The 19,964-nt window shown below is 61.0% G+C and carries 20 protein-coding genes; 7 read left to right on the top strand and 13 right to left on the bottom strand.

Translation table 11 applies throughout. From position 1 onward, the window contains the following. Nucleotides 1-26 precede the first annotated feature (26 nt). Nucleotides 27-302, bottom strand: a complete 276-nt coding sequence (locus ACA041_RS14255; protein WP_128873417.1) for a DUF1652 domain-containing protein — start codon at nt 300-302, stop codon at nt 27-29. 260 nt (nt 303-562) lie between these two features. On the opposite strand from ACA041_RS14255, the gene ACA041_RS14260 reads away from it, so the two are divergent. Then, complete coding sequence (locus ACA041_RS14260; RefSeq protein ID WP_497441695.1) at nt 563-1,378, top strand: AraC family transcriptional regulator; 816 nt, start codon at nt 563-565, stop codon at nt 1,376-1,378. Nucleotides 1,379-1,429: 51 nt separating this feature from the next. After that, nucleotides 1,430-2,836 carry an NAD(P)/FAD-dependent oxidoreductase gene (locus ACA041_RS14265; RefSeq protein ID WP_497441696.1) on the top strand — a complete coding sequence of 469 codons (1,407 nt, stop codon included), beginning with the start codon at nt 1,430-1,432 and terminating at the stop codon, nt 2,834-2,836. 141 nt (nt 2,837-2,977) lie between these two features. On the opposite strand, the gene acnB is transcribed toward ACA041_RS14265, so the two are convergent. Beyond that, a complete protein-coding gene (acnB, locus tag ACA041_RS14270; protein ID WP_497442078.1) occupies nt 2,978-5,578 on the bottom strand; it encodes a bifunctional aconitate hydratase 2/2-methylisocitrate dehydratase in 2,601 nt (866 codons plus the stop codon). Between the two features lie 443 nt (nt 5,579-6,021). On the opposite strand from acnB, the gene ACA041_RS14275 reads away from it, so the two are divergent. Next, nucleotides 6,022-6,492, top strand: coding sequence for a DUF1289 domain-containing protein (locus ACA041_RS14275; RefSeq protein ID WP_497441697.1), 471 nt, complete (start codon nt 6,022-6,024; stop codon nt 6,490-6,492). 103 nt (nt 6,493-6,595) lie between these two features. Here ACA041_RS14275 and uspL read toward each other — a convergent pair whose 3' ends face one another. Continuing rightward, nucleotides 6,596-7,459: a universal stress protein UspL gene (gene uspL, locus ACA041_RS14280; RefSeq protein ID WP_497441698.1), complete on the bottom strand. Its 864-nt coding sequence runs from the start codon at nt 7,457-7,459 to the stop codon at nt 6,596-6,598. Nucleotides 7,460-7,619: 160 nt separating this feature from the next. Between uspL and ACA041_RS14285 the strand changes: the two genes are divergently transcribed. After that, nucleotides 7,620-8,237, top strand: a complete 618-nt coding sequence (locus ACA041_RS14285) for a MiaE family protein (RefSeq protein ID WP_497441699.1) — start codon at nt 7,620-7,622, stop codon at nt 8,235-8,237. A 54-nt stretch (nt 8,238-8,291) separates the two neighbouring features. Here ACA041_RS14285 and ACA041_RS14290 read toward each other — a convergent pair whose 3' ends face one another. From ACA041_RS14290 to ACA041_RS14305, 4 genes are all read right to left on the bottom strand, one after another. Then, on the bottom strand, nt 8,292-8,780 hold the full coding sequence (locus ACA041_RS14290; RefSeq protein ID WP_497441700.1) for a GFA family protein: 489 nt from the start codon (nt 8,778-8,780) through the stop codon (nt 8,292-8,294). A gap of 164 nt (nt 8,781-8,944) precedes the next feature. Next, nucleotides 8,945-9,562 carry a DNA-3-methyladenine glycosylase family protein gene (locus ACA041_RS14295; protein ID WP_497442079.1) on the bottom strand — a complete coding sequence of 206 codons (618 nt, stop codon included), beginning with the start codon at nt 9,560-9,562 and terminating at the stop codon, nt 8,945-8,947. A gap of 48 nt (nt 9,563-9,610) precedes the next feature. Further along, the gene (locus ACA041_RS14300) at nt 9,611-10,693 is read right to left on the bottom strand and encodes a bifunctional transcriptional activator/DNA repair enzyme AdaA (protein ID WP_497442080.1); all 1,083 of its coding nucleotides are present in this window, start codon (nt 10,691-10,693) and stop codon (nt 9,611-9,613) included. Between the two features lie 103 nt (nt 10,694-10,796). After that, complete coding sequence (locus tag ACA041_RS14305) at nt 10,797-11,417, bottom strand: LysE family translocator (protein WP_497441701.1); 621 nt, start codon at nt 11,415-11,417, stop codon at nt 10,797-10,799. A gap of 168 nt (nt 11,418-11,585) precedes the next feature. On the opposite strand from ACA041_RS14305, the gene ACA041_RS14310 reads away from it, so the two are divergent. Continuing rightward, nucleotides 11,586-12,173 carry a LysE family translocator gene (locus ACA041_RS14310; protein ID WP_497441702.1) on the top strand — a complete coding sequence of 196 codons (588 nt, stop codon included), beginning with the start codon at nt 11,586-11,588 and terminating at the stop codon, nt 12,171-12,173. On the opposite strand, the gene ACA041_RS14315 is transcribed toward ACA041_RS14310, so the two are convergent. From ACA041_RS14315 to ACA041_RS14325, 3 genes are all read right to left on the bottom strand, one after another. Further along, nucleotides 12,170-13,003: a helix-turn-helix transcriptional regulator gene (locus ACA041_RS14315; RefSeq protein ID WP_497441703.1), complete on the bottom strand. Its 834-nt coding sequence runs from the start codon at nt 13,001-13,003 to the stop codon at nt 12,170-12,172. The genes ACA041_RS14310 and ACA041_RS14315 overlap by 4 nt on opposite strands. A gap of 35 nt (nt 13,004-13,038) precedes the next feature. Continuing rightward, complete coding sequence (locus tag ACA041_RS14320; RefSeq protein WP_497441704.1) at nt 13,039-13,542, bottom strand: VOC family protein; 504 nt, start codon at nt 13,540-13,542, stop codon at nt 13,039-13,041. A 179-nt stretch (nt 13,543-13,721) separates the two neighbouring features. Next, entirely contained in the window at nt 13,722-14,642 is a 921-nt protein-coding gene (locus ACA041_RS14325; protein ID WP_497441705.1) for a LysR family transcriptional regulator, read from the bottom strand. Between the two features lie 114 nt (nt 14,643-14,756). Here ACA041_RS14325 and ACA041_RS14330 point away from each other — a divergent pair, with 114 nt between their 5' ends. Continuing rightward, complete coding sequence (locus tag ACA041_RS14330) at nt 14,757-15,602, top strand: oxidoreductase (protein ID WP_497441706.1); 846 nt, start codon at nt 14,757-14,759, stop codon at nt 15,600-15,602. A 197-nt stretch (nt 15,603-15,799) separates the two neighbouring features. After that, nucleotides 15,800-16,381, top strand: a complete 582-nt coding sequence (locus ACA041_RS14335) for a GGDEF domain-containing protein (RefSeq protein WP_497441707.1) — start codon at nt 15,800-15,802, stop codon at nt 16,379-16,381. Nucleotides 16,382-16,515: 134 nt separating this feature from the next. On the opposite strand, the gene fabI is transcribed toward ACA041_RS14335, so the two are convergent. Genes fabI through ACA041_RS14350 form a run of 3 tightly spaced genes read right to left on the bottom strand, consistent with a single transcriptional unit; the run spans nt 16,516 to nt 19,963 of the window. After that, nucleotides 16,516-17,310 carry an enoyl-ACP reductase FabI gene (gene fabI, locus ACA041_RS14340; protein ID WP_008152082.1) on the bottom strand — a complete coding sequence of 265 codons (795 nt, stop codon included), beginning with the start codon at nt 17,308-17,310 and terminating at the stop codon, nt 16,516-16,518. Between the two features lie 21 nt (nt 17,311-17,331). Then, on the bottom strand, nt 17,332-18,942 hold the full coding sequence (locus ACA041_RS14345; protein WP_497441708.1) for an ABC transporter ATP-binding protein: 1,611 nt from the start codon (nt 18,940-18,942) through the stop codon (nt 17,332-17,334). Nucleotide 18,943: 1 nt separating this feature from the next. Beyond that, on the bottom strand, nt 18,944-19,963 hold the full coding sequence (locus tag ACA041_RS14350) for an ABC transporter permease (protein ID WP_150817216.1): 1,020 nt from the start codon (nt 19,961-19,963) through the stop codon (nt 18,944-18,946). Between the last annotated feature and the right edge of the window lies 1 nt (nt 19,964).

Raw genomic sequence — 19,964 nt, forward strand, 5'->3', positions numbered from 1 at the left:
TGGGCTTGTTGCGGGTGATTGGGCCTTCAGGCATAGCTCCTCAGGGCCATGGGTGGAATGAAAGCCTCGAGCTCGTCCTCCACCGCTTCGATAATTCGTTCTACATCCGCCGCATTCATGACCGTCGCGCAGGGAATGCCGGCGATGGCGATCATGGTCTCGCCACTGGCACGGTCAAACAGACGGGCAATCATGCTGCCCGGCGCATCCATGCTCGCCTCGAAACCCATGGGATGAAAATGCCAGCGCATCAGCTGGCAGGCGTTTGGAAAGGTGACTTTGTTATTGAACCCTTTATTCATGTGTTGCCCGCCTTCTTCATCGAGCGCTTCCGTTAGCTCATGTTAGGAGGGAAGAGCCTTCATTGGCTCAACCGGTGACGCCTTTAAAAGTAGCATCTGCGTGTGAAAATAATGTGGAATCTTCAGGTCGTTTGGCGATTGGTTCAGTTTTTTTTGATGCAAGTCACACTGAAGCCATTTTTCGGCCAGGGATCAGCACCGATTGGCCATTGAAGCCGGGGCGGAACTTGGGCAAGCTCGCTTTTTTTGTCGAGTTCCCCATGCACGCCGATGATGATGGTCCGTTGCAAACCCAGGCCACGGGCGAGACGGTGATGCGCTACCACCTGCGCTGGAAACACCGGGATCTGGACGGTGTCATGGCGCTGTATCACCCCGAGATCCAATACAACGACTTTTTTCAGAACCAGGTGATGGGGCTGGACGAATTGCGCGATTACGTGCGCAACAGCATGCCCCGGGATCCGGATGAAGCCCTGGAGCATTGCGACCGTATTCGGCTGGACGGCGACACCGCGTTCATTCAATACCGCATCACCCTGCGCGGCGGCGAAGGCCTGGTGTCGTTCCGGGCCAGCGAGGCGATTACCGTACGCGACGGACTGATCTGGCAGGTCAACGAATACGCGTCCCTGGTGCATGAGCAGCCCACCCGCAAAACCGCCGGCAATTCGCGCCCGGCGGTCAGCCGGCTTGGTCTGTCACCGCGTCAGCTGGGTTTCATGGCGCACGACCTGCAACAGTACTTCCAGGACCGGCAGCCTTACCTGGATCCCGAACTCGACCTGCAACGGGTGGCCATGGAGTGCGGGTACAGCCGCAACCAGATGTCCTATCTGCTCAACCAGGTGCTTGGCCAGAGCTTCTACCGCTACGTCAACCAGGCGCGGTTGCGGCATTTGCTGGCGGCGCTGGATACCGCCACGCCGCCACTGCGTATAGACGAATTGGCATTCGCCGCCGGCTTCAATTCCCTGTCGGCGTTCTATAGCTGTTTCCGCCAACACACCGGGCTCTCGCCGAAGGCCTACGCCAAACAGATTTCTTTGCGTGCACGCGCGCAAGACAGCCTCTGAGCCCACGCATTAGGATCGATGCCATCGAAGTTTTGAGTGGCGGATTCTTGCATGCCGGCGTGGCGCACTATCAGTTTGTGGATGGATCAACTGGATGAGCCTTTGTTGGCGCGTCCGGCACTGGAACGGGACCTGGACGTCGACGTGGCGATCATCGGTGCCGGGTACACCGGCCTTTGGACCGCGTATTACCTCAAACGCCAGGCTCCCGGGCTGAACATCGCCATCATTGATGCGCAGACCGCCGGTTTTGGCGCCTCGGGACGCAATGGCGGCTGGCTGATGGGCAATATGCTGGGCGAGGATCGATTGCTCGCCGACCTGTCGCCCGAACAGCGCCGGGCTTCTTTCGATTTGCTGCACGGGATTCCCGACGAGGTGGGGATAGTCCTCGAACGTGAAGGTATCGATTGTGATTATCGCAAGGGTGGGGCGTTGTATTGCGCTGCACGCTACCCTGAGCAGGAAACCAGCCTGCGGCATTACATGGACCAACTCTACCGCCAGGGCCTGACCGAAAGCGATTACCGCTGGCTCAGTCCCGAGGAACTGGCGCAACAGATCCGAATCGCCAAACCTTATGGCGGTATCTACGCTCCCCACGTTGCGACCATTCACCCGGCGAAGCTGGTGCGGGGTCTGGCGCGGACAGTCGAACGCATGGGTGTCGCAATTTACGAGAACAGTCCGGTCACCCATTGGCAGGCCGGTGGCCTGCGCACTGCTGACGTCGGGGTACGCTGCCGCTGGATCGTGCCGGCGGTAGAAGGTTACGCGGTGACCTTGCCGCCCTTGGGACGCTATCAGCTGCCGGTACAAAGCTTGATCGTGGCCACCGAGCCGCTGTCTGCCGCCACCTGGGACGAAATCGGCCTCAGTCGAGGCCAGGCTTTCAGTGAAAGCAGCCGGCAGGTCACCTACGGCCAGCGCACGGCGGACAACCGCCTGGTGTTTGGCGCGCGCGGCGGTTATCAATTCGCCGGCAAGCTGCGCCATGACTTTGACCTGACCCGAAGCGAGGTGGAACTGCGGCGCTATCTGTTCGGCGAACTCTTCCCGCAACTCAAACAAGTGCGCATCACTCACGCCTGGGGCGGCAACCTGGGCATGTCCCGGCGTTTCAAGCCGCACATGCTCTGTGACCGCACCAGCGGTGTTGCCTTGTCCGGCGGCTATGGCGGGGAGGGCGTGGGTGCCAGCAACCTGGGCGGGCGAACGCTGGCCGACCTGATTCTGCAGCGCGACAGCGAGCTGGTGCGCCAGCCATGGGTCATCCCCCAAGGCGGCCTGGACGCGCTCAAGGCTTGGGAACCGGAGCCCTGCCGCTGGCTCGGCTACAACGCGATCATCCGCAGCTTCGTCCACGAAGATCAGACCCTGGCCAACCCGGCCACCGCACCGTGGCGACGCAAACTGGCCAGCGGTGTGGCGGGGTTCATGGAAGGTTTCATGCAGTAGACAGTGGGATTTGCCTGCGGATCTGAGAGCCATGCCGGCCGGTAGGCCGGTGTTCACTCCCCAAAAAAAAGCGCAAAAAAACGCCGCGCATCTCACGACACGCGGCGTCTTCTACAGCTTACAGCTTACAACGTGAAAGCCTTAAGCCTGAACCACCGGAATATTGGCGTTCGCAGCCGCTTCACGGAACTCGGCAATCTGGTCAAACGACAGGTAGCGGTAAACATCAGCCGCCATGCTGTCGATCTTGCCCGCGTATTCCATGTACTCCTCAACGGTCGGCAGGCGACCCAGGATGGAAGCCACCGACGCCAGCTCAGCCGAAGCCAGGTAGACGTTCGCGCCGTCACCCAGACGGTTCGGGAAGTTACGGGTCGAAGTCGACACGACAGTCGAGTTCGGCTCTACACGTGCCTGGTTACCCATGCACAGCGAGCAACCCGGCATTTCCATGCGAGCGCCAGCCTTGCCGTAGATGCCGTAGTAGCCTTCTTCGGTCAACTGGTGAGCGTCCATCTTGGTCGGCGGCGACAGCCACAGACGGGTTGGCAGCTGACCCTTGACCTGTTCCAGCAACTTGCCGGCGGCGCGGAAGTGACCGATGTTGGTCATGCACGAACCGATGAACACTTCGTCGATCTTCTCGCCAGCAACGCTGGAGAGTAGACGGGCGTCGTCCGGATCGTTCGGCGCGCAGAGCACAGGCTCCTTGATGTCGGCCAGGTCGATTTCGATGATTTCAGCGTATTCGGCGTCGGCATCGGCAACCATCAGCTCAGGGTTGGCGATCCAGGCTTCCATCGCTTGCGCACGACGTTCCAGGGTACGCACATCGCCGTAGCCTTCACCGATCATCCAGCGCAGCAGGGTGATGTTCGATTGCAGGTATTCGGTGATCGACTCTTTCGACAGCTTGATGGTGCAACCGGCAGCCGAACGTTCAGCGGAGGCGTCGGACAGCTCGAAAGCCTGTTCGATGCTCAGGTTGTCCAGACCCTCGATTTCCAGGATGCGGCCGGAGAAGGCGTTCTTCTTGCCTTTCTTCTCGACGGTCAGCAGGCCGGCCTGAATCGCGAAGTAAGGAATGGCATGAACCAGGTCACGCAGGGTGACGCCCGGTTGCATCTTGCCTTTGAAGCGCACCAGGATCGATTCCGGCATGTCCAACGGCATGACGCCTGTGGCTGCGGCGAAGGCGACCAGACCGGAACCGGCCGGGAACGAAATGCCCATCGGGAAACGGGTGTGGGAGTCGCCACCGGTGCCGACGGTGTCCGGCAGCAGCATGCGGTTCAGCCAGCTGTGGATGATGCCGTCGCCCGGACGCAGGGAAACGCCGCCGCGGGTCATGATGAAGTCAGGCAGGGTGTGGTGGGTGGTCACGTCGATCGGCTTTGGATACGCCGCAGTGTGGCAGAACGACTGCATCACCAGATCGGCCGAGAAGCCCAGGCACGCCAGGTCTTTCAGTTCGTCGCGGGTCATCGGGCCAGTGGTGTCCTGGGAACCGACGGTGGTCATTTTCGGTTCGCAGTAGGTGCCTGGACGCACACCGGCTACGCCGCACGCCTTGCCGACCATTTTCTGCGCCAGGGTGAAACCCTTGGTGCTTTCGATCGGGGCATCCGGTTTCTTGAACAGGTCGAACGCAGGCAGACCCAGTTCGGCGCGAGCCTTCTCGGTCAGGCCACGGCCGATGATCAGCGGAATACGACCGCCGGCACGGACTTCGTCCAACAGCACCGGGGTTTTCATTTCGAAGGTGGTCAGGACTTCGTCGGTGCCGTGTTTGCAGACTTTGCCAGCATGCGGGTACAGGTCGATCACGTCGCCCATGTTCATGTTGGTGACGTCGAATTCGATTGGCAGTGCGCCGGCATCTTCCATGGTGTTGTAGAAGATCGGAGCGATCTTGCTGCCGAAGCAGAAACCGCCGGCACGCTTGTTCGGCACGTAGGGAACGTCGTCGCCGAAGAACCACAGCACCGAGTTGGTGGCCGATTTACGCGAAGAACCGGTACCTACCACGTCGCCGACGTAGGCGATCGGGAAGCCGGAGTTGCGCATCTCTTCGATCTGTTTCATCGGGCCGATGGAGCCTTGCACGTCCGGCACGATGCCGTCGCGGGCCATTTTCAACATGGCCAGGGCGTGCAGCGGGATGTCCGGGCGGGACCAGGCATCAGGGGCAGGGGACAGGTCATCGGTGTTGGTTTCGCCGGTGACCTTGAACACGCGCAGGCTGATCTTGTCGGCCAGTACAGGGCGATTCTTGAACCACTCGCCATCAGCCCAGGACTGCAACACGCCTTTGGCGTGAACGTTACCGTTCTTGGCTTTTTCCGCCACGTCGTGGAACGCATCGAACATCAGCAGGGTGTGCTTGAGTTCTTTGGCTGCGACCGGTGCCAGTTCGGCATCGTCCAGCAGGTTGACCAGGGTCACGATGTTGTAGCCGCCCTGCATGGTGCCGAGCAGTTCAACAGCGCGCTTCTTGTCGAGCAGGGGGGAGGTGGCTTCGCCTTTGGCCAGGGCGGAGAGGAAACCGGCCTTGACATAGGCTGCTTCGTCCACGCCTGGTGGAACGCGATTGGTGATCAGGTCAACGAGGAAAGCTTCTTCGCCAGCCGGGGGATTCTTCAGCAGCTCGACCAGGCCTGCAGTTTGTTCGGCGTTAAGCGGCTGGGGAACGATACCCAGTGCTGCACGCTCTTCGATATGTTTGCGGTAGGCTTCAAGCACAGTTATTACCCTCATCAGTGGTCCCAAATGGGTGTCCGGGACGCTCATCCCGAAATGGCCGTACTCATGCGCTGCGTGGCGTTGTGGGCCGCTTAGCCAGAATTACCGACCACTCCTTACAGAAGCTGCTTTCAAAGTTTTACGCCTGCAGAACGGGGAGCTGATGAGGGTTGGCGCTGGATTTTTCCCCGCTGGAAAAACCCCTCGCCAACACCGCTCTGAAGGAACGACTGTGCTCGTGACGCTTTGAAAACAGCTTCTAACGGACATTGGCGCCTTAAAAGGCTGGCTGATTCTACGGCAAAAAAAAATTAAAGGTAAGTGAGGGCCTATTGGACTTTGGTGGCGAGTCGCGTTGTGTGCCCTGAACTTTGAGGGGTGATGAATGTTAGACAAAGGGCTAACATGCCCACCTGTCCTGCTTTCCCGTGTTCTCCCTACCTATGCCCAATCAGACCATCAAGACCCCCTGCGTCGGCCTTTGCTCCACTGTTTACGGTGATCTGGTGTGCCGTGGCTGCAAGCGTTTCCACCACGAAGTGATCAACTGGAACGGTTACAACGAGGAGGAGAAACGCGCGGTGTGGCTGCGTCTGGAGCAGCTGTTGTCCCAGGTAATGGCCGCCAAGGTGGAGGTTTTCGATCCCCAGCGCCTGCGCCTGCAACTGGAGCAGCGCAAGATCCGCTTTGTGCCGCATCAGTCCGAATATTGCTGGGCTTACCAGCTGATCGCCCGTGGCGCGCGAGTGATCAACAACCTGGAAGCCTACGGGATGGTACTGCTGCCGGAGTTTCGCGACTGGAACCTGCCGGAATTGCGCGATGCCATTGATCGGGAATTCTTTTTGCTCTCCGAGGCGCATTACCAGCGCTACATTGCGCCGGGCTTCTTGAGAGACGCATTTGGCGGCTAAGAGCTTCGCGAGCAGGCTCGCTCCCACAGGGAACTGGTGAACAACACAAACCAATGTGGGAGCGAGCCTGCTCGCGAAGGCGATCTAACCACCACCGCACATCTCAATGCTGGGTTACGATCTCCTCCAGATGATCCATGATCGTATCCGGCTTCAGCACCAGCACATCGCTCTCCAGCGCATCCAGCACCACTTCCGCCGTATTGCCGATCAATGCCCCCGATAACCCGGACCGCGCCACGGTGCCAATCACCGTCACCGAGGCCCCCAGCTTGTGCGCCATGTACGGAATCAGCACATCCGCCGGGCCTTCGGCGATATGCAGGTGCTCGTCATCGATGTCGAACTCGGCCTGGAACGCCTTGCACTGTTCGCGATAGCGCGCCTCGATGGTTTCGCTGAGCTGCAGCGTCGGGTCGGCGGCCGACAGCATCGGCGACGGATGGGCACTGACCACATGCAGATGGGCCTTGGCCAGGCTGGCGATGTCATAGCCATGGTCGACGATGGTGGCGTGCAAGGTGCGGTGTTCGCCATCGGTATTGCCGACGTCGATCGCCGCCAGAATGACCCCGCCGGTCCAGGGTTTCGAGGTTTTGACCAACAGCACCGGCGTCGGGCAGTAGCGCAGCAGTTTCCAGTCCGCCGGGGTCAGCAGGGCCTTTTTCAACGGGCTGTCGGGATAATGCTGTTTGACCACCAGCCCGCAGCCCTCCGCCTGCTGCACGTCGACGATGGTCTCGTGCAGGCTCTCGTTCCAGGCCTGTTCGGTGGTGACACTGTAACCGTCCTCGAGCAACGCGGCCTTGAGTACGCCCAACATGGCGCTATGGTCGTGCTTGCGATCGCAGACCAGCAGGTGCAGATGGGCCTGGGTCACACCGGCAATCAGTTTCGCCCGTTTGAGCGCCAGGCTTTCCGAGTGTTCGGGTTCGATGACCACCAGGATGCTGCGAATGGCTTGCATGATCGGGATCTCCAGGAAGGTAAAAATACTGCGTTGGACAACTATAGTTGCTGGCCGGACATTCGGGACTTGATGCATATCAACGGTCGTGGCTGGTGGTCTGCCGGCAGGCCGGTATAATCGGCGCCCTTCGTTTTAACCCTTTTTATCCGTGAGCCCCATGATCCTTCCCGAAATTCACGAGTTCCTCGGCTGCCGTACTCCCGACGGCTGGGTCCAGGCCGCGCTGGCCGATCAGGAAACCCTGCTGATCGATCACAAGAACTGCGAATTCAAGGCCGCCAGCACGGCGTTGAGCCTGATTGCCAAGTATCACTCCCATGTCGATCTGATCAACCTGATGTCGCGCCTGGCCCGGGAAGAACTGGTGCACCACGAGCAGGTGATGCGCCTGATGAAAAAGCGCAAGGTCGAGCTGCGTCAGCTGTCAGCCGGGCGTTACGCCTCGGGCCTGCGCAAAGTGGTGCGCAGTCATGAACCGGTGAAGCTGGTGGACACCCTGGTGGTCGGTGCATTTATCGAGGCCCGCAGCTGTGAGCGTTTCGAGGCGCTGGTGCCGCATCTGGATGAAGAGCTGGGCAAATTCTACTTCGGCCTGCTGAAAAGCGAGGCGCGGCATTTCCAGGGGTACCTGAAGCTGGCCTACCAGTATGGCGACGCCAAGGATATCGCCCAGGTGATCGACCGGGTTCGTGCCGCCGAGCAGGCGTTGATCGAGTCGCCGGATGTGGAGTTCCGTTTCCACAGTGGTGTGCCAACGTCGGTGGCAGCTGCCTGAGATACAGGGCAGTAAACCCTGTTATCGCTCACACCGTAGCGAGTCACACGCGCTTCAGCGGCTCAAACCCAGGCGTTCATGCCACTCGGCGATGGACTCTTCGGGATAGACGTCGAACTGCTTATCGCCAGGACGCAGTTCGACTTCCACCCACGGCGCCCTGGAATCGAGCAACAGGTGAGTGTGTTCCGGTGGCACCGGCATCGGGGTGTCGATGGCTGATGCGAATGGGTGGATCAATTCCGGCCATTCGGGGCTGAACAGCCACAAGCCTGAGCTGCACAGGGAGCAGAAATGCCGTTCGGCAGTGCTGCGGTGGGCTCGCTTGGCGCCTTCTTCCTTGAGTCGCGCGTGGTAAATCGCAATGTGTTTGCGGCCACGCACTTTCAGGCTGGCGGCGTCACCCGCAATATTGATCGAATAACCGCCCCCGCCCTGGGTCTTGCGGCAGATCGAGCAGTAACAACGCTGATACGGGTAGGGATGGGCGCTGGTCAAACTGAACGAGACCGCGCCGCAATGGCAGGAGCCTTCTAAATGCATGGTGGATCTCCCTCAGAGTCGGACTCTTTTCACATAGCCTAGACCGGGAAATGTGCGGTGCCTGTGCTGACGCCTTCGCGAGCAGGCTCGCTCCCACAGGGGTTATGTGAACGCCGCAACGCCAATGTGGGAGCGAGCCTGCTCGCGAAGAACGGTAACGCGGTCTATCGGCCAGACACCCGCCACAAATACCACGCGGCCGCGGTCCGATACGGACTCCAGGCCAGTCCGATCTCGATCATCTGCTTGCGACTCGGCTGCACCTCCAGCCCCTTGAGCCGGCGATAGCCCTCGCGCACGCCAAAATCATCGGCCGGCAGGATATCCGCTCGTTGCAGGCTGTAGATCAGCAGCATCTCCACTGTCCAGCGGCCCACCCCGCGCAAGGTGATCAAGCGTTCGATCAACGCCTCGTCCTCCATGGCCAACGCCGTGGCGTAATCCGGCACCACACCGTCCAGCGCCGCTTGGGCAATGCCCTGGATGGTCGCGATCTTGCTGGCCGAAAACCCGCAACCGCGTAACTGGTCAAACGGCGTTGCGACTATCTGTTCGGGCCTGGGGAATGCTTGCGCAGGAAACAATGCCAGCAACCGCCCGACAATCGCATCCCCGGCCTTGGCGTGCAGTTGCTGATAGGCAATCGCCCGCACCAGCGATTCATAAGGATCGCGGGCCGCATGGGGTTGGTGCAGGCAGGGGCCGATGGCGGCGATGTGGCGGCACCAGTCGTGATCGATGGACGCCAGATACTCGGTGGCGGGTAAATACGGATCGGGCATGGCAGTCGGCTGTTCCTTGCTGATGATGTTCATGAACGGCGGGCATGATCAGAACGCAAGGTGTTCGGTGAGCTGCACCGCGGCTTTTTCCAGCCTGAGCAGAAACGCCTTGCGCGGTTGTCCTCCACCATAGCCCGTCAACGAGCCATCTGCACCGATCACCCGGTGGCAGGGCAATACAATCGAAAGGCGGTTGTGCCCGTTGGCCAGGCCCACGGCACGGCTCGCGCCAGGCTTGCCCAGTTTCGCGGCGATGGTGCCGTAGGTGCTGGTCTGCCCGTAGGGGATCTTTGCCAGTTCGGCCCACACCTGGCGCGAGAATTCGCTGCCTGGCATGTGCAGCGGCACATTGAATTCGCTCAGTTTGCCGGCGAAATACTGCGTCAGCTCCTCTTCGATCTGGCGCAAATGGCCGTTGTGCCCGGGCGCCACGGCATAGCCGTAGCGGTTCTGGAGTGCCTCGACTTCCCGGGTCAGGGCCGGCCGGTCAAGAAACTCCAGCAGCACCAGCCCGCGGCGTTCGGCCATGGCGATCATCGGCCCCAGGGGAGTGGTCAGGCGTGTGAACAGCAGCGGCTCGCTGTGGGAGGCGCGACCCGGGGTGATGTGGAAGGACTTTTGAAACGCATCGCGGAAACCGCTGAGGGATTCGTAGCCCGAATCGAACGCAGCATGGTCGATGGAGTCGCCTTGTTTGATGCCGCCCAACGCCATGCCTAGGCGGCGAGTGCGCAGCCAGGCGTGGAAGGTCATGCCGAAATGCTGCTTGAACCAGCGCCGCAGTTTCAACGGCTCGATGCCTTCGGCCATCAACTGCGCATCGCTCCAGCGCAGGTCGGGATCGGCGTCCACCGCCGCGAGGAGTGTCTGCACCCAATCCGGAGCGATCGCCGCCGCGTCCAGCGGTTTGCAGCGCAGGCAGGCGCGGTAGCCCGCCGACAGGCACTCGTCGGCATGGGCGAAGAACTCGACGTTCTCCGGCTTCGGCTTGCGCGCGGTGCAGCCGGGGCGGCAGAAAATGCCGGTGGTTTTGACCGCGGTAAAGAACACCCCCTCGTAGGCGGTGTCGCGTTCGAGCATGGCGCGAACCATCTCGGCGTGGGGCGGAAGTAATGTGTTTTGTAGGTTCATGGGCCGAGCATAAGACGCGTCGTCGGGCAGCTCCACCGGAAAATCGACAGGGAATTCCAGCGTCTGACTATCCATCAGAACACCGCAGACCAATGTGGGTTGTTCAGGCCCGCCGCGCCATCAACAACACCGAAGCCGCCGCCGACAACAACCCCGCGCAGCACCGATTGAACAGTCGCTTGCCCCGGGGCTGGGCGAACCAGCGGCGCATGTGCAGGCCCATGTAGGCATAGGCCGCGATGGCGATCCATTCCAGCAACAGGAACAACACGCCCAACACGGCAAATTGCGGGGTGATGGCCTGGGTCGGGTCGACGAACTGGGGCAGAAACGCGGTGAAGATCAGGATCGCTTTCGGATTGCCGGCCGCCACCAGAAACTCCTGCCGCGCCAGTCTCAGCATGCCCACGGGGGCTGCCGCGTCAGTGGCTTGTGTTCCCGGATCGGCCCGCCACAACTGCCAGGCGAGATAGAACAGATAGGCCGCGCCAAGAATCTTGATCCCGTAGAACAGCAGTTCCGACGTTCGCAGCACCACCGCCAGCCCCGCCGACGCGAGGGCGATCATTCCGGCAAAGGCCAGCAGCCGGCCAATCCCGGCGACACACGCCGTGCGGTAACCGTAGCGGGTCGAGTTGCTGACCGACAGTAGGTTGTTCGGGCCCGGGGCCATGTTCAAGGCGAAGCAGGCGGGGAGAAACAGCGAGAGGGTGGCAAGGTCCATGGCGGCGCTCCTGAAGCAAGAGCGATATTTTTAGCACAGGCATGCAAGGCGCGACCCGTACAGTGGCGAACGCCAGTCGCGGTACAGGTGAGGGGAGTTTTGTTCAATACAGCCCTTAAGGCGCCCTCTACCTTGGGGCCTGGTTCAATTGAAGGGAAGATAGGTGCGATGAGTCTGATAATTTCCATGGCGGCGTTTGCCCTGGCGGCGTCGATTACGCCGGGGCCGGTGAATATCGTGGCGTTGAGTTCGGGGGCGCGTTTCGGTTTTCGCGCCAGTCAACGGCATGTGGCCGGTGCGACCCTGGGCTTTGTCTTGCTGCTGGTGCTGATGGGGTTGGGCCTGCATGAGTTGTTGCAGCTGTGGCCGGGATTGACGCGAGGGGTGCAATGGGCGGGGGTGGCGTTCCTGCTCTATATGGCTTTCAAGCTGGCCGCCGACCAGGGGCATCTTGAGGCGAATGCGTCGGCCCGGGCGCCCTCGATGCTCTACGGCGCCGTGATGCAATGGCTCAATCCCAAGGCATGGCTGGCTTGCGTAGCAGGCATGGGCGCCTTTGTCGCCGACGGCGAAGCGCGGCTGGTCTGGCAGTTTGCCGCGGTGTACCTGGTGATCTGCTACCTGTCCGTCGGCTGCTGGGCCTATGCCGGGACCTTTTTGCGCGGCTATTTGCACAATCCGGCGGGTATGCGCTGGTTCAACCGGATCATGGCGTCGTTGCTGGCGGTGAGTGCGGTGTACCTGATGTTGCCCTAGCCGCGATACTGGCCCGGTGTCGCTGCCAGGTGCTGCTTGAACGCCCGTTGAAAATGCGCCTGATCGGCGAACCCCGCTTCCAGCGCGACGTCGGCGATCAATTTGCCGCTGCGCAGTCGATCCCGGGCGAACTGGATGCGCCGGTTGACCAGGAACGCATGGGGCGTCATGCCGTAATGCTGCTTGAACGCGCGGATCAGGTAAGACGGCGACAATTGCGCGGCCTCACAGATGTCTTCGAGCTTGAGCATTTGCGTGCAGTTGTCGCGGATATAGTCGGCGGCCCGCTCCAGTTTGAAATTGAGCTCGCGCAGCGGAGGGTCGACCGGATTCAGTCGCAGCTGTACCTCGGTGAAAAACTCCACGGCCGCGCTGTGTTTGCGCAGTACGTCCTGCTGGTGATCGATCAACACGTGGTACAGCGTCTTCAAGCCGGCAAACAGCACGGCGTCGTGGTTATGGGTGATGGCAAACCGTCTATACGCCAGGTCATGACTGAATCCGAGCTGGTGCTGCAAATCGGTGAGCCACGGTGTGTCGACGTACAGCATCAGGTATGACCAGGGCTGATTATCGACGGGGTTGCAGGCATGGACATCGCCGGGATTCATCAGCACCACGGTCCCCGCATCGACCTGCCATTGCGATTGCTCGTGGACATAGGTACTGCATCCGGCGGTGATCGCACCGATGGAAAAGTGCTCGTGAGCGTGGCGGGTGTAGCAGACCTCGCGACCGTCGGCGATGGAACGGGCTTCGATGAAGGGCAGGGCGTCATCGCGCCAGAAACGCGGGGCCTTGTCAGCATCTTTGGCGATGGTGTGCTTCATGGTCAGCGTCCTCGGCCTGTGAGCTTCGCAGTGTATTAGCTCGCGCCGTCGAAGGCTCGTTGCAGCGCGACGATGTCGAGTTTTTTCATGCCCAGCATCGCCTCCATGGCGCGCTGGGACTTCCTGGTGTCGGGGTCCTTGAGCATCTCCAGCATGGCCACCGGCACGATTTGCCAGGACAACCCGTACTTGTCCTTCAGCCAGCCGCATTGCTGGGCCTGGGGCACGCCGCCGGCGCCAAGCGTACCCCAGAAGTGGTCGACTTCTTCCTGATTCTGGCAGTTGACCTGGAGCGAGATAGCCTCGCTGAACTTGAAAACGGGACCGCCGTTAAGGCCAGTGAAACTGTGTCCGTCGAGCTCGAAGCTGACCGTCATCACCGAACCTTCTGGTCGGCCATGGAACTCGAAGCCAGCGTGACCGTAATGGGTGGTGGCGGTGATTCTCGAATGATCGAACACCGAGCAGTAAAACTTCGCCGCCTCTTCAGCCTGATCGTCGAACCACAGGCAGGGCGTGATTTTCTGGAAGCGTTGCATGGCAGTGCTCCTCCACGGGTGGCTGATGCTGAATTTCAGCGTAGTCAGCCAATGGTCGTCCAACCGTACCGTAGATCGACAAAACGCTCCTTTCAGACTGAGTGCAATGGAGCCGATATGACTGGCGCAACATCGCCTGGGCAAACGCCTGGTGGGCGCAGTGGCCTGAAGAAGGCGTTTCAGCGACGACCAAGCCCACCCTGGTCGGCGATCCAGCGAGTGGCCAGATCGATGAACGCCCGCAGTTTCGGCTGCGTCTGGGTACGGCTGGGGAAGTACAGGTACAACGCCGTACTGAGCGGCACAAAGGGTTGCAACACCCGTTCCAGGCGCCCATCCGCCAGCTCGTCGGCGATCTCCAGGTCACAGGCGTAGGCCAGGCCCGTACCGCTTCGCGCGGCGGCCACCAGCAACCTGCGGTCATTGACGATCACGCCGCCCTCGACACCGACGGTAAAGTCCCGTCCCTCGCGGCGAAACTCCCAACGATGGGCACTGCCCGACGTCGAAAAGCGAAAGCCGATGCAGTCATGTCGCGTCAGTTCTTCAGGGCTCAATGGCGTGCCGACCCTGGCAAAATAATCTGGCGAACCCACCACCGACCATTGCAGATCGGGGGTCAGGCGCACCGCGATCATGTCTTTTTCGATGGACTCGCCCAGACGAATCCCGGCATCGAAGCCGCCGGCCATCAGGTCGACCGTGGCGTCATCCAGGGAAATATCGAGCGTAACTTGCGGGTAGGCCTGGCGGAACAGTGCAATCAGCGGCTCCATCAACAGGGTGCCGGACAGGCGTGGTGCCGTCAGCCGCAGCGTGCCCATCGGCTGATCACGAAAACTGCTGAGCACCGCCAGCGCTTCATCGATTTCACTGGCCGCCGGACGCAAACGGGCAAACAGGCTGGCGCCGGCTTCGGTCAGTGCCACCCGGCGTGTGGTGCGCTGGAACAACAGCACGCCGGTGCGCCGTTCCAGCAGTCTGATCGCATGGCTGATCGCGGTCGGTGTAACGGCCAGGCGGGTTGCGGCGAGGGTGAAGCTTTTATGCTCGGCCACCGCGAGAAACTCGGTCAAGCCATCGAAAGGATCATGATTCATGTCGGCGCCATTATGAAAGAGCGTTTCATAGTGCTTGTAACACGAGGGCATTTTTCCGATCAATCTTCCTGCGTACCTTGTGCTCACCCCCACTGCAAACAAGGATTCGCGATCATGACCACTTCCCACAACTTCAAACGTGTCTGGCTCATCACTGGCGCTTCTCGCGGTATCGGCGCAAAGATCGCTGCCGCCGCACTGGCCAATGGCGATGCCGTGGTGGCGACCGCCCGCGACGCAAGCACCATCACTCAACGCTTCGGTGCGCAGCCTGGCTTGCTCGCCGTCGCCCTGGATGTTACCCACGAAGCGCAAGGCGTTGCGGTTGCCCAGGCGGCCATCGACCACTTCGGGCGCATCGACGTGCTGGTCAATAACGCCGGTTTCGGCCTGCTCGGCGCAGTGGAAGAAGCCAGCGCCGATGAAGTACGGCGCCTGTACGAAACCAACGTCTTCGGCTTGCTGAATGTCACTCGCGCCGTCCTGCCGTACATGCGCGCCGCGCGCAGTGGCCATGTGATCAACCTCTCCTCGGTGGGCGGTTACGCGTCGGGGCCGGGCTTCGGCGTCTACTGCTCCACCAAATTTGCCGTCGAAGGTTTGAGCGAAGCGCTGCACGCCGAACTGGCCCCGCTGGGGGTGAAAGTGACCGTTGTCGAGCCCGGTTACTTCCGTACCGAATTCCTCGAAGGCAATTCCCTGGTCGAATCCCCGGCCTCGATTGCCGACTACGAGAGCACGGCGGGTGAGGTGCGCAGAGTTGCCAAGGCAGTCACCCTGAATCAGCCTGGCGATCCGGACAAACTGGCCCAGGCCATGATCACGTTGGTGCAAGCAGAAAAAGCCCCGCTGCGCTTGCCGCTGGGCAGTGACTGTGTCGCGGCGATCGAAGCCAAGAACAGCTTCGTCGCTGGCGAGTTGCAGGCCTGGCGTGAGCTGTCGGTGTCCACCGACTTTTAAGCCCCAACCCGTATAACAAGGCCGCCCATGGAGGCGGCCTTTGGGGTGCTGCACGACATTTTTGTCAGCCAATTCAAGCTGTGGGCGCAGGCGGAACGACCCTGCCCACAGGAGGGAAGTTGACCGGCGGTCCGTTAACAGGGAGTCATACCGGGTATGGACGACTCTAAAGGACATAACCGCCAATGGAGTGTGCAATGCTGATCCCAGGCAAACCGGTCAAACACAGTGCTTTCGCAGACCCCGTGCGCACGCCGCTGCAAGAGCGCGAATTGCTGCGTGAACTGGCCCGCAAGGCCGAGCAAGCGCTTATGGGCGTGCAGATGTCGAGCATGGATGAATTGACGCTACTCTCCAATCGCCACGGTTTCACAGCGCTTGCCCAGATGGGGCTGGACGCCTGTCAGCAGCTGGGGCGACCAGTGACCCTGCTGTTTTTCGACCTCGATGACTTCAAGCACATCAATGAACTGTATGGCCGTGCCGAGGGCGACGACGCCCTGAAAACCTTCGCCGATGTGCTGCGTATCGCGTTTCGCGAAAACGACGTGATCGGCCGCCTTGGCGATGATGAATTTGTCGCGCTGTTGACCGGCTCGGGCTGGGTGGACATCCCCCCGATCAAGGCGCGTCTCGAAGAAATGCTCGACGAGCGCAATGCCACGGTGCATCGCGGTTATGACATTCGTTTCAGTATCGGGCAGATCGAGTTCGACGCCGATCTTCACCATGGCGTCGAGGAACTGCTGGTTGAGGCCGAAAGGGCGTTGCACCGGTAGGCAGGTGTTGCCGCGCTGTCTGTTCCGGCCTCTTCGCGAGCAGGCTCGCTCCCACATTTGACCGAGTCTGTGCTGAATGTCGGGCACAAAAAACCCGCCTGAAGAGGCGGGTTTTTTATTGGGTCAGCCGAAGATTACTCTTCGAGGCTACCCATGGCCGTGGTGTTGAAACCACCGTCCACGTACATGATTTCGCCGCTGATGCCCGACGCCAGGTCCGAGCACAGGAAGGCGCCGGCGTTGCCGACTTCGTCGATGGTGACGTTGCGACGTAGCGGGGTTTGCGCTTCGTTGGCGGCCAGCATCTTGCGGAAGTTCTTGATGCCGGAAGCGGCGAGGGTGCGGATCGGGCCTGCCGATACGCAGTTGACGCGAGTACCGTCCGGGCCCAGGGAACCGGCCAGGTAACGCACGCCCGCTTCCAGGGAAGCCTTGGCCATGCCCATCACGTTGTAGTTCGGCATGGTGCGCTCGGCGCCCAGGTACGACAGGGTCAGCAGGCTGCCGTTGCGGCCTTTCATCATTTCGCGACCGGCTTTGGCCAGGGCCACGAAGCTGTAGGCGCTGATGTCGTGAGCGATGCGGAAACCTTCACGGGTGGTGGCTTCGGTGAAGTCGCCGTCCAGTTGGTCGCCCGGGGCGAAGCCGACGGAGTGCACGATGCAATCCAGGCCGTCCCACTTCTTGCCCAGTTCAACGAAAACCTTGGCGATTTCTTCATCGCTGGCCACGTCGCACGGGAAGCACAGGTCAGGGTTGGAACCCCAGCTCTGTGCGAACTCTTCGACACGACCCTTGAGTTTGTCGTTCTGATAAGTGAAGGCAAGCTCAGCGCCCTCGCGATGCATGGCGGCAGCGATGCCGGATGCGATGGACAGCTTGCTGGCGACACCGACGATCAGTACGCGCTTACCGGCGAGAAAACCCATGTGTTGCTCCTCTCTTTCAGGTTATTGCGCAGTGGCGGGAGCCAGGAAAGCGGCTTCCAGCAACTGCTGTGTATACGGATGTCGGGGGGCGGCAAAAATACTTTGCGCGTCTCCCTGTTCGACCACTTGGCCATGCTTGACCACCATCAGCTGGTGGCTTAGCGCTTTGACGACAGCCAGGTCATGGCTGATAAACAGATACGTCAGGTTGTACTTGGTTTGCAGTGAACGCAAAAGCTCCACCACTTGGCGTTGCACTGTCCGGTCGAGGGCCGAAGTCGGCTCGTCCAGCAGAATCAACGCCGGTTTTAACACCAATGCCCGGGCGATGGCGATTCTCTGCCGTTGCCCGCCGGAAAATTCGTGGGGGTAGCGGTTCCGGGTTTCCGGGTCCAGGCCTACTTCCTCGAGTGCCGCAATAATCGCTTGTTCCTGTTCCGCCTCGGTGCCCATCTTGTGGATCCGCAGGCCCTCGCCGACGATCTGGCTCACGCACATCCGCGGGCTCAGGCTGCCGAAAGGGTCCTGAAACACCACCTGCATCTCCCGGCGCAGCGGCCGAACCTGTTGCTGCGACAGGCAGTCTAGCTGCTTGCCTTCAAAACGGATGCTGCCCTGACTGCCGATCAGCCGCAAAATCGCCAGGCCGAGGGTCGATTTTCCCGACCCGCTTTCTCCCACGATCCCCAAGGTCTGGCCCTGGGGCAGGCTGAAATTGATGCCGTCGACCGCCTTGATGTGATCCACGGTCTTCTTCAGCAAGCCTTTCTTGATCGGGAACCAGACTTTCAGGTCCTCGACTTGCAACAACGGCGGGCCGATGACGTTGGTCGCCGGCGTCCCGTCGGGCTCCGCTGCCAGCAGTTCCCGAGTGTACGGATGCTGCGGCGCGCGGAACAACTCTTCGCACGATGCCTGTTCGACGATGCAACCGCGCTGCATGACACATACGCGATGCGCAATTCTTCGTACCAGGTTCAAATCGTGGCTGATCAGCAGCAGCGCCATGCCCAGGCGGGCCTGCAGTTCCTTGAGCAATTCGAGTATTTTCAGCTGGACGGTCACATCCAGCGCGGTGGTCGGTTCGTCGGCGATCAGCAGTTCCGGCTCGTTGGCCAGGGCCATGGCGATCATCACCCGTTGGCGTTGACCACCGGACAATTCGTGGGGCAGGGCCTTGAGGCGCTTCTCCGGCTCGGGGATGCCGACCATCTCCAGCAATTCCAATGTGCGTTTGGTCGCGACTTTGCCGATCAGGCCTTTGTGGATGCTCAACACCTCGTTGATCTGCTTCTCGATCGAGTGCAGCGGATTGAGCGAGGTCATCGGTTCCTGGAAAATCATCGCGATCCGGTTGCCGCGGATGTGGCGAATGGTTTTTTCTTTCAGGCTCAGCAGGTTTTGCCCGGAATACTCGATGGTGCCGGACGGATGCCGGGCCAGCGGGTAGGGCAGCAGGCGCAGGATCGAGTGCGCGGTCACCGATTTGCCGGAGCCGCTTTCACCCACCAGGGCCAGGGTTTCGCCGCGCCTGATGTCGAAGCTCACGCCTTCGACCACCCGCTGAACGCGCTGGCCGACGACAAATTCGACGGCCAGGTCGCGCACTTCGATCAGATTGTCCTGATTCATTTCACTTCCTCGGGTCGAAGGCATCGCGAGCGGACTCGCCGATGAACACCAGCAGACTCAACATCAGCGCCAGCACCGCAAACGCGCTCATGCCCAGCCACGGCGCCTGCAGGTTGGATTTGCCCTGGGCCACCAGTTCACCCAGGGACGGCGCGCCCGGCGGCAGACCGAAGCCCAGGAAGTCGAGGGCGGTCAGGGTGCCGATGGCGCCGGTCAGGATGAACGGCATGAAGGTCATGGTCGAGACCATGGCGTTGGGCAGGATGTGGCGGAACATGATCGCACCATTCTGCATGCCCAGCGCCCGGGCCGCGCGCACGTATTCCAGGTTGCGCCCACGCAGGAACTCGGCGCGGACCACATCCACCAGGCTCATCCAGGAAAACAGCAGCATGATCCCCAGCAACCACCAGAAGTTGGGCTGGACGAAACTGGCGAGGATGATCAGCAGGTACAGCACCGGCAACCCGGACCAGATCTCCAGGAAGCGCTGCCCGGCCAGGTCGACCCAACCGCCGTAGAAACCCTGCAAGGCTCCGGCGATGACGCCGATGATCGAGCTGAGAATGGTCAGGGTCAGGGCAAACAGCACCGAAATCCGGAAGCCATAGATCACCCGTGCCAACACGTCGCGCCCCTGATCATCGGTGCCGAGCAGGTTGTCCGTCGAAGGCGGCGCGGGGGCGGGGACTTTCAGGTCGTAGTTGATGCTCTGGTAACTGTAGGGAATTGGCGCCCACAGCACCCAGGCGTCCTTGGCCTTGAGCAGTTCGCGGATGTACGGGCTCTTGTAGTTGGCTTCCAGCGGGAATTCGCCGCCGAAGGCGGTTTCCGGGTAGCGCTTGAGCGCCGGGAAGTACCAGCCGTTGTCGTAGTGCACCACCAGCGGCTTGTCGTTGGCAATCAGCTCGGCGCCGAGGCTCAGGCCGAACAGCAGCAGGAACAGCCACAGCGACCACCAGCCACGCTTGTTGGCCTTGAACAGTTCGAAACGTCGGCGATTGAGAGGGGACAGGTTCATC

This window comes from Pseudomonas sp. LBUM1676 (assembly GCF_059695605.1).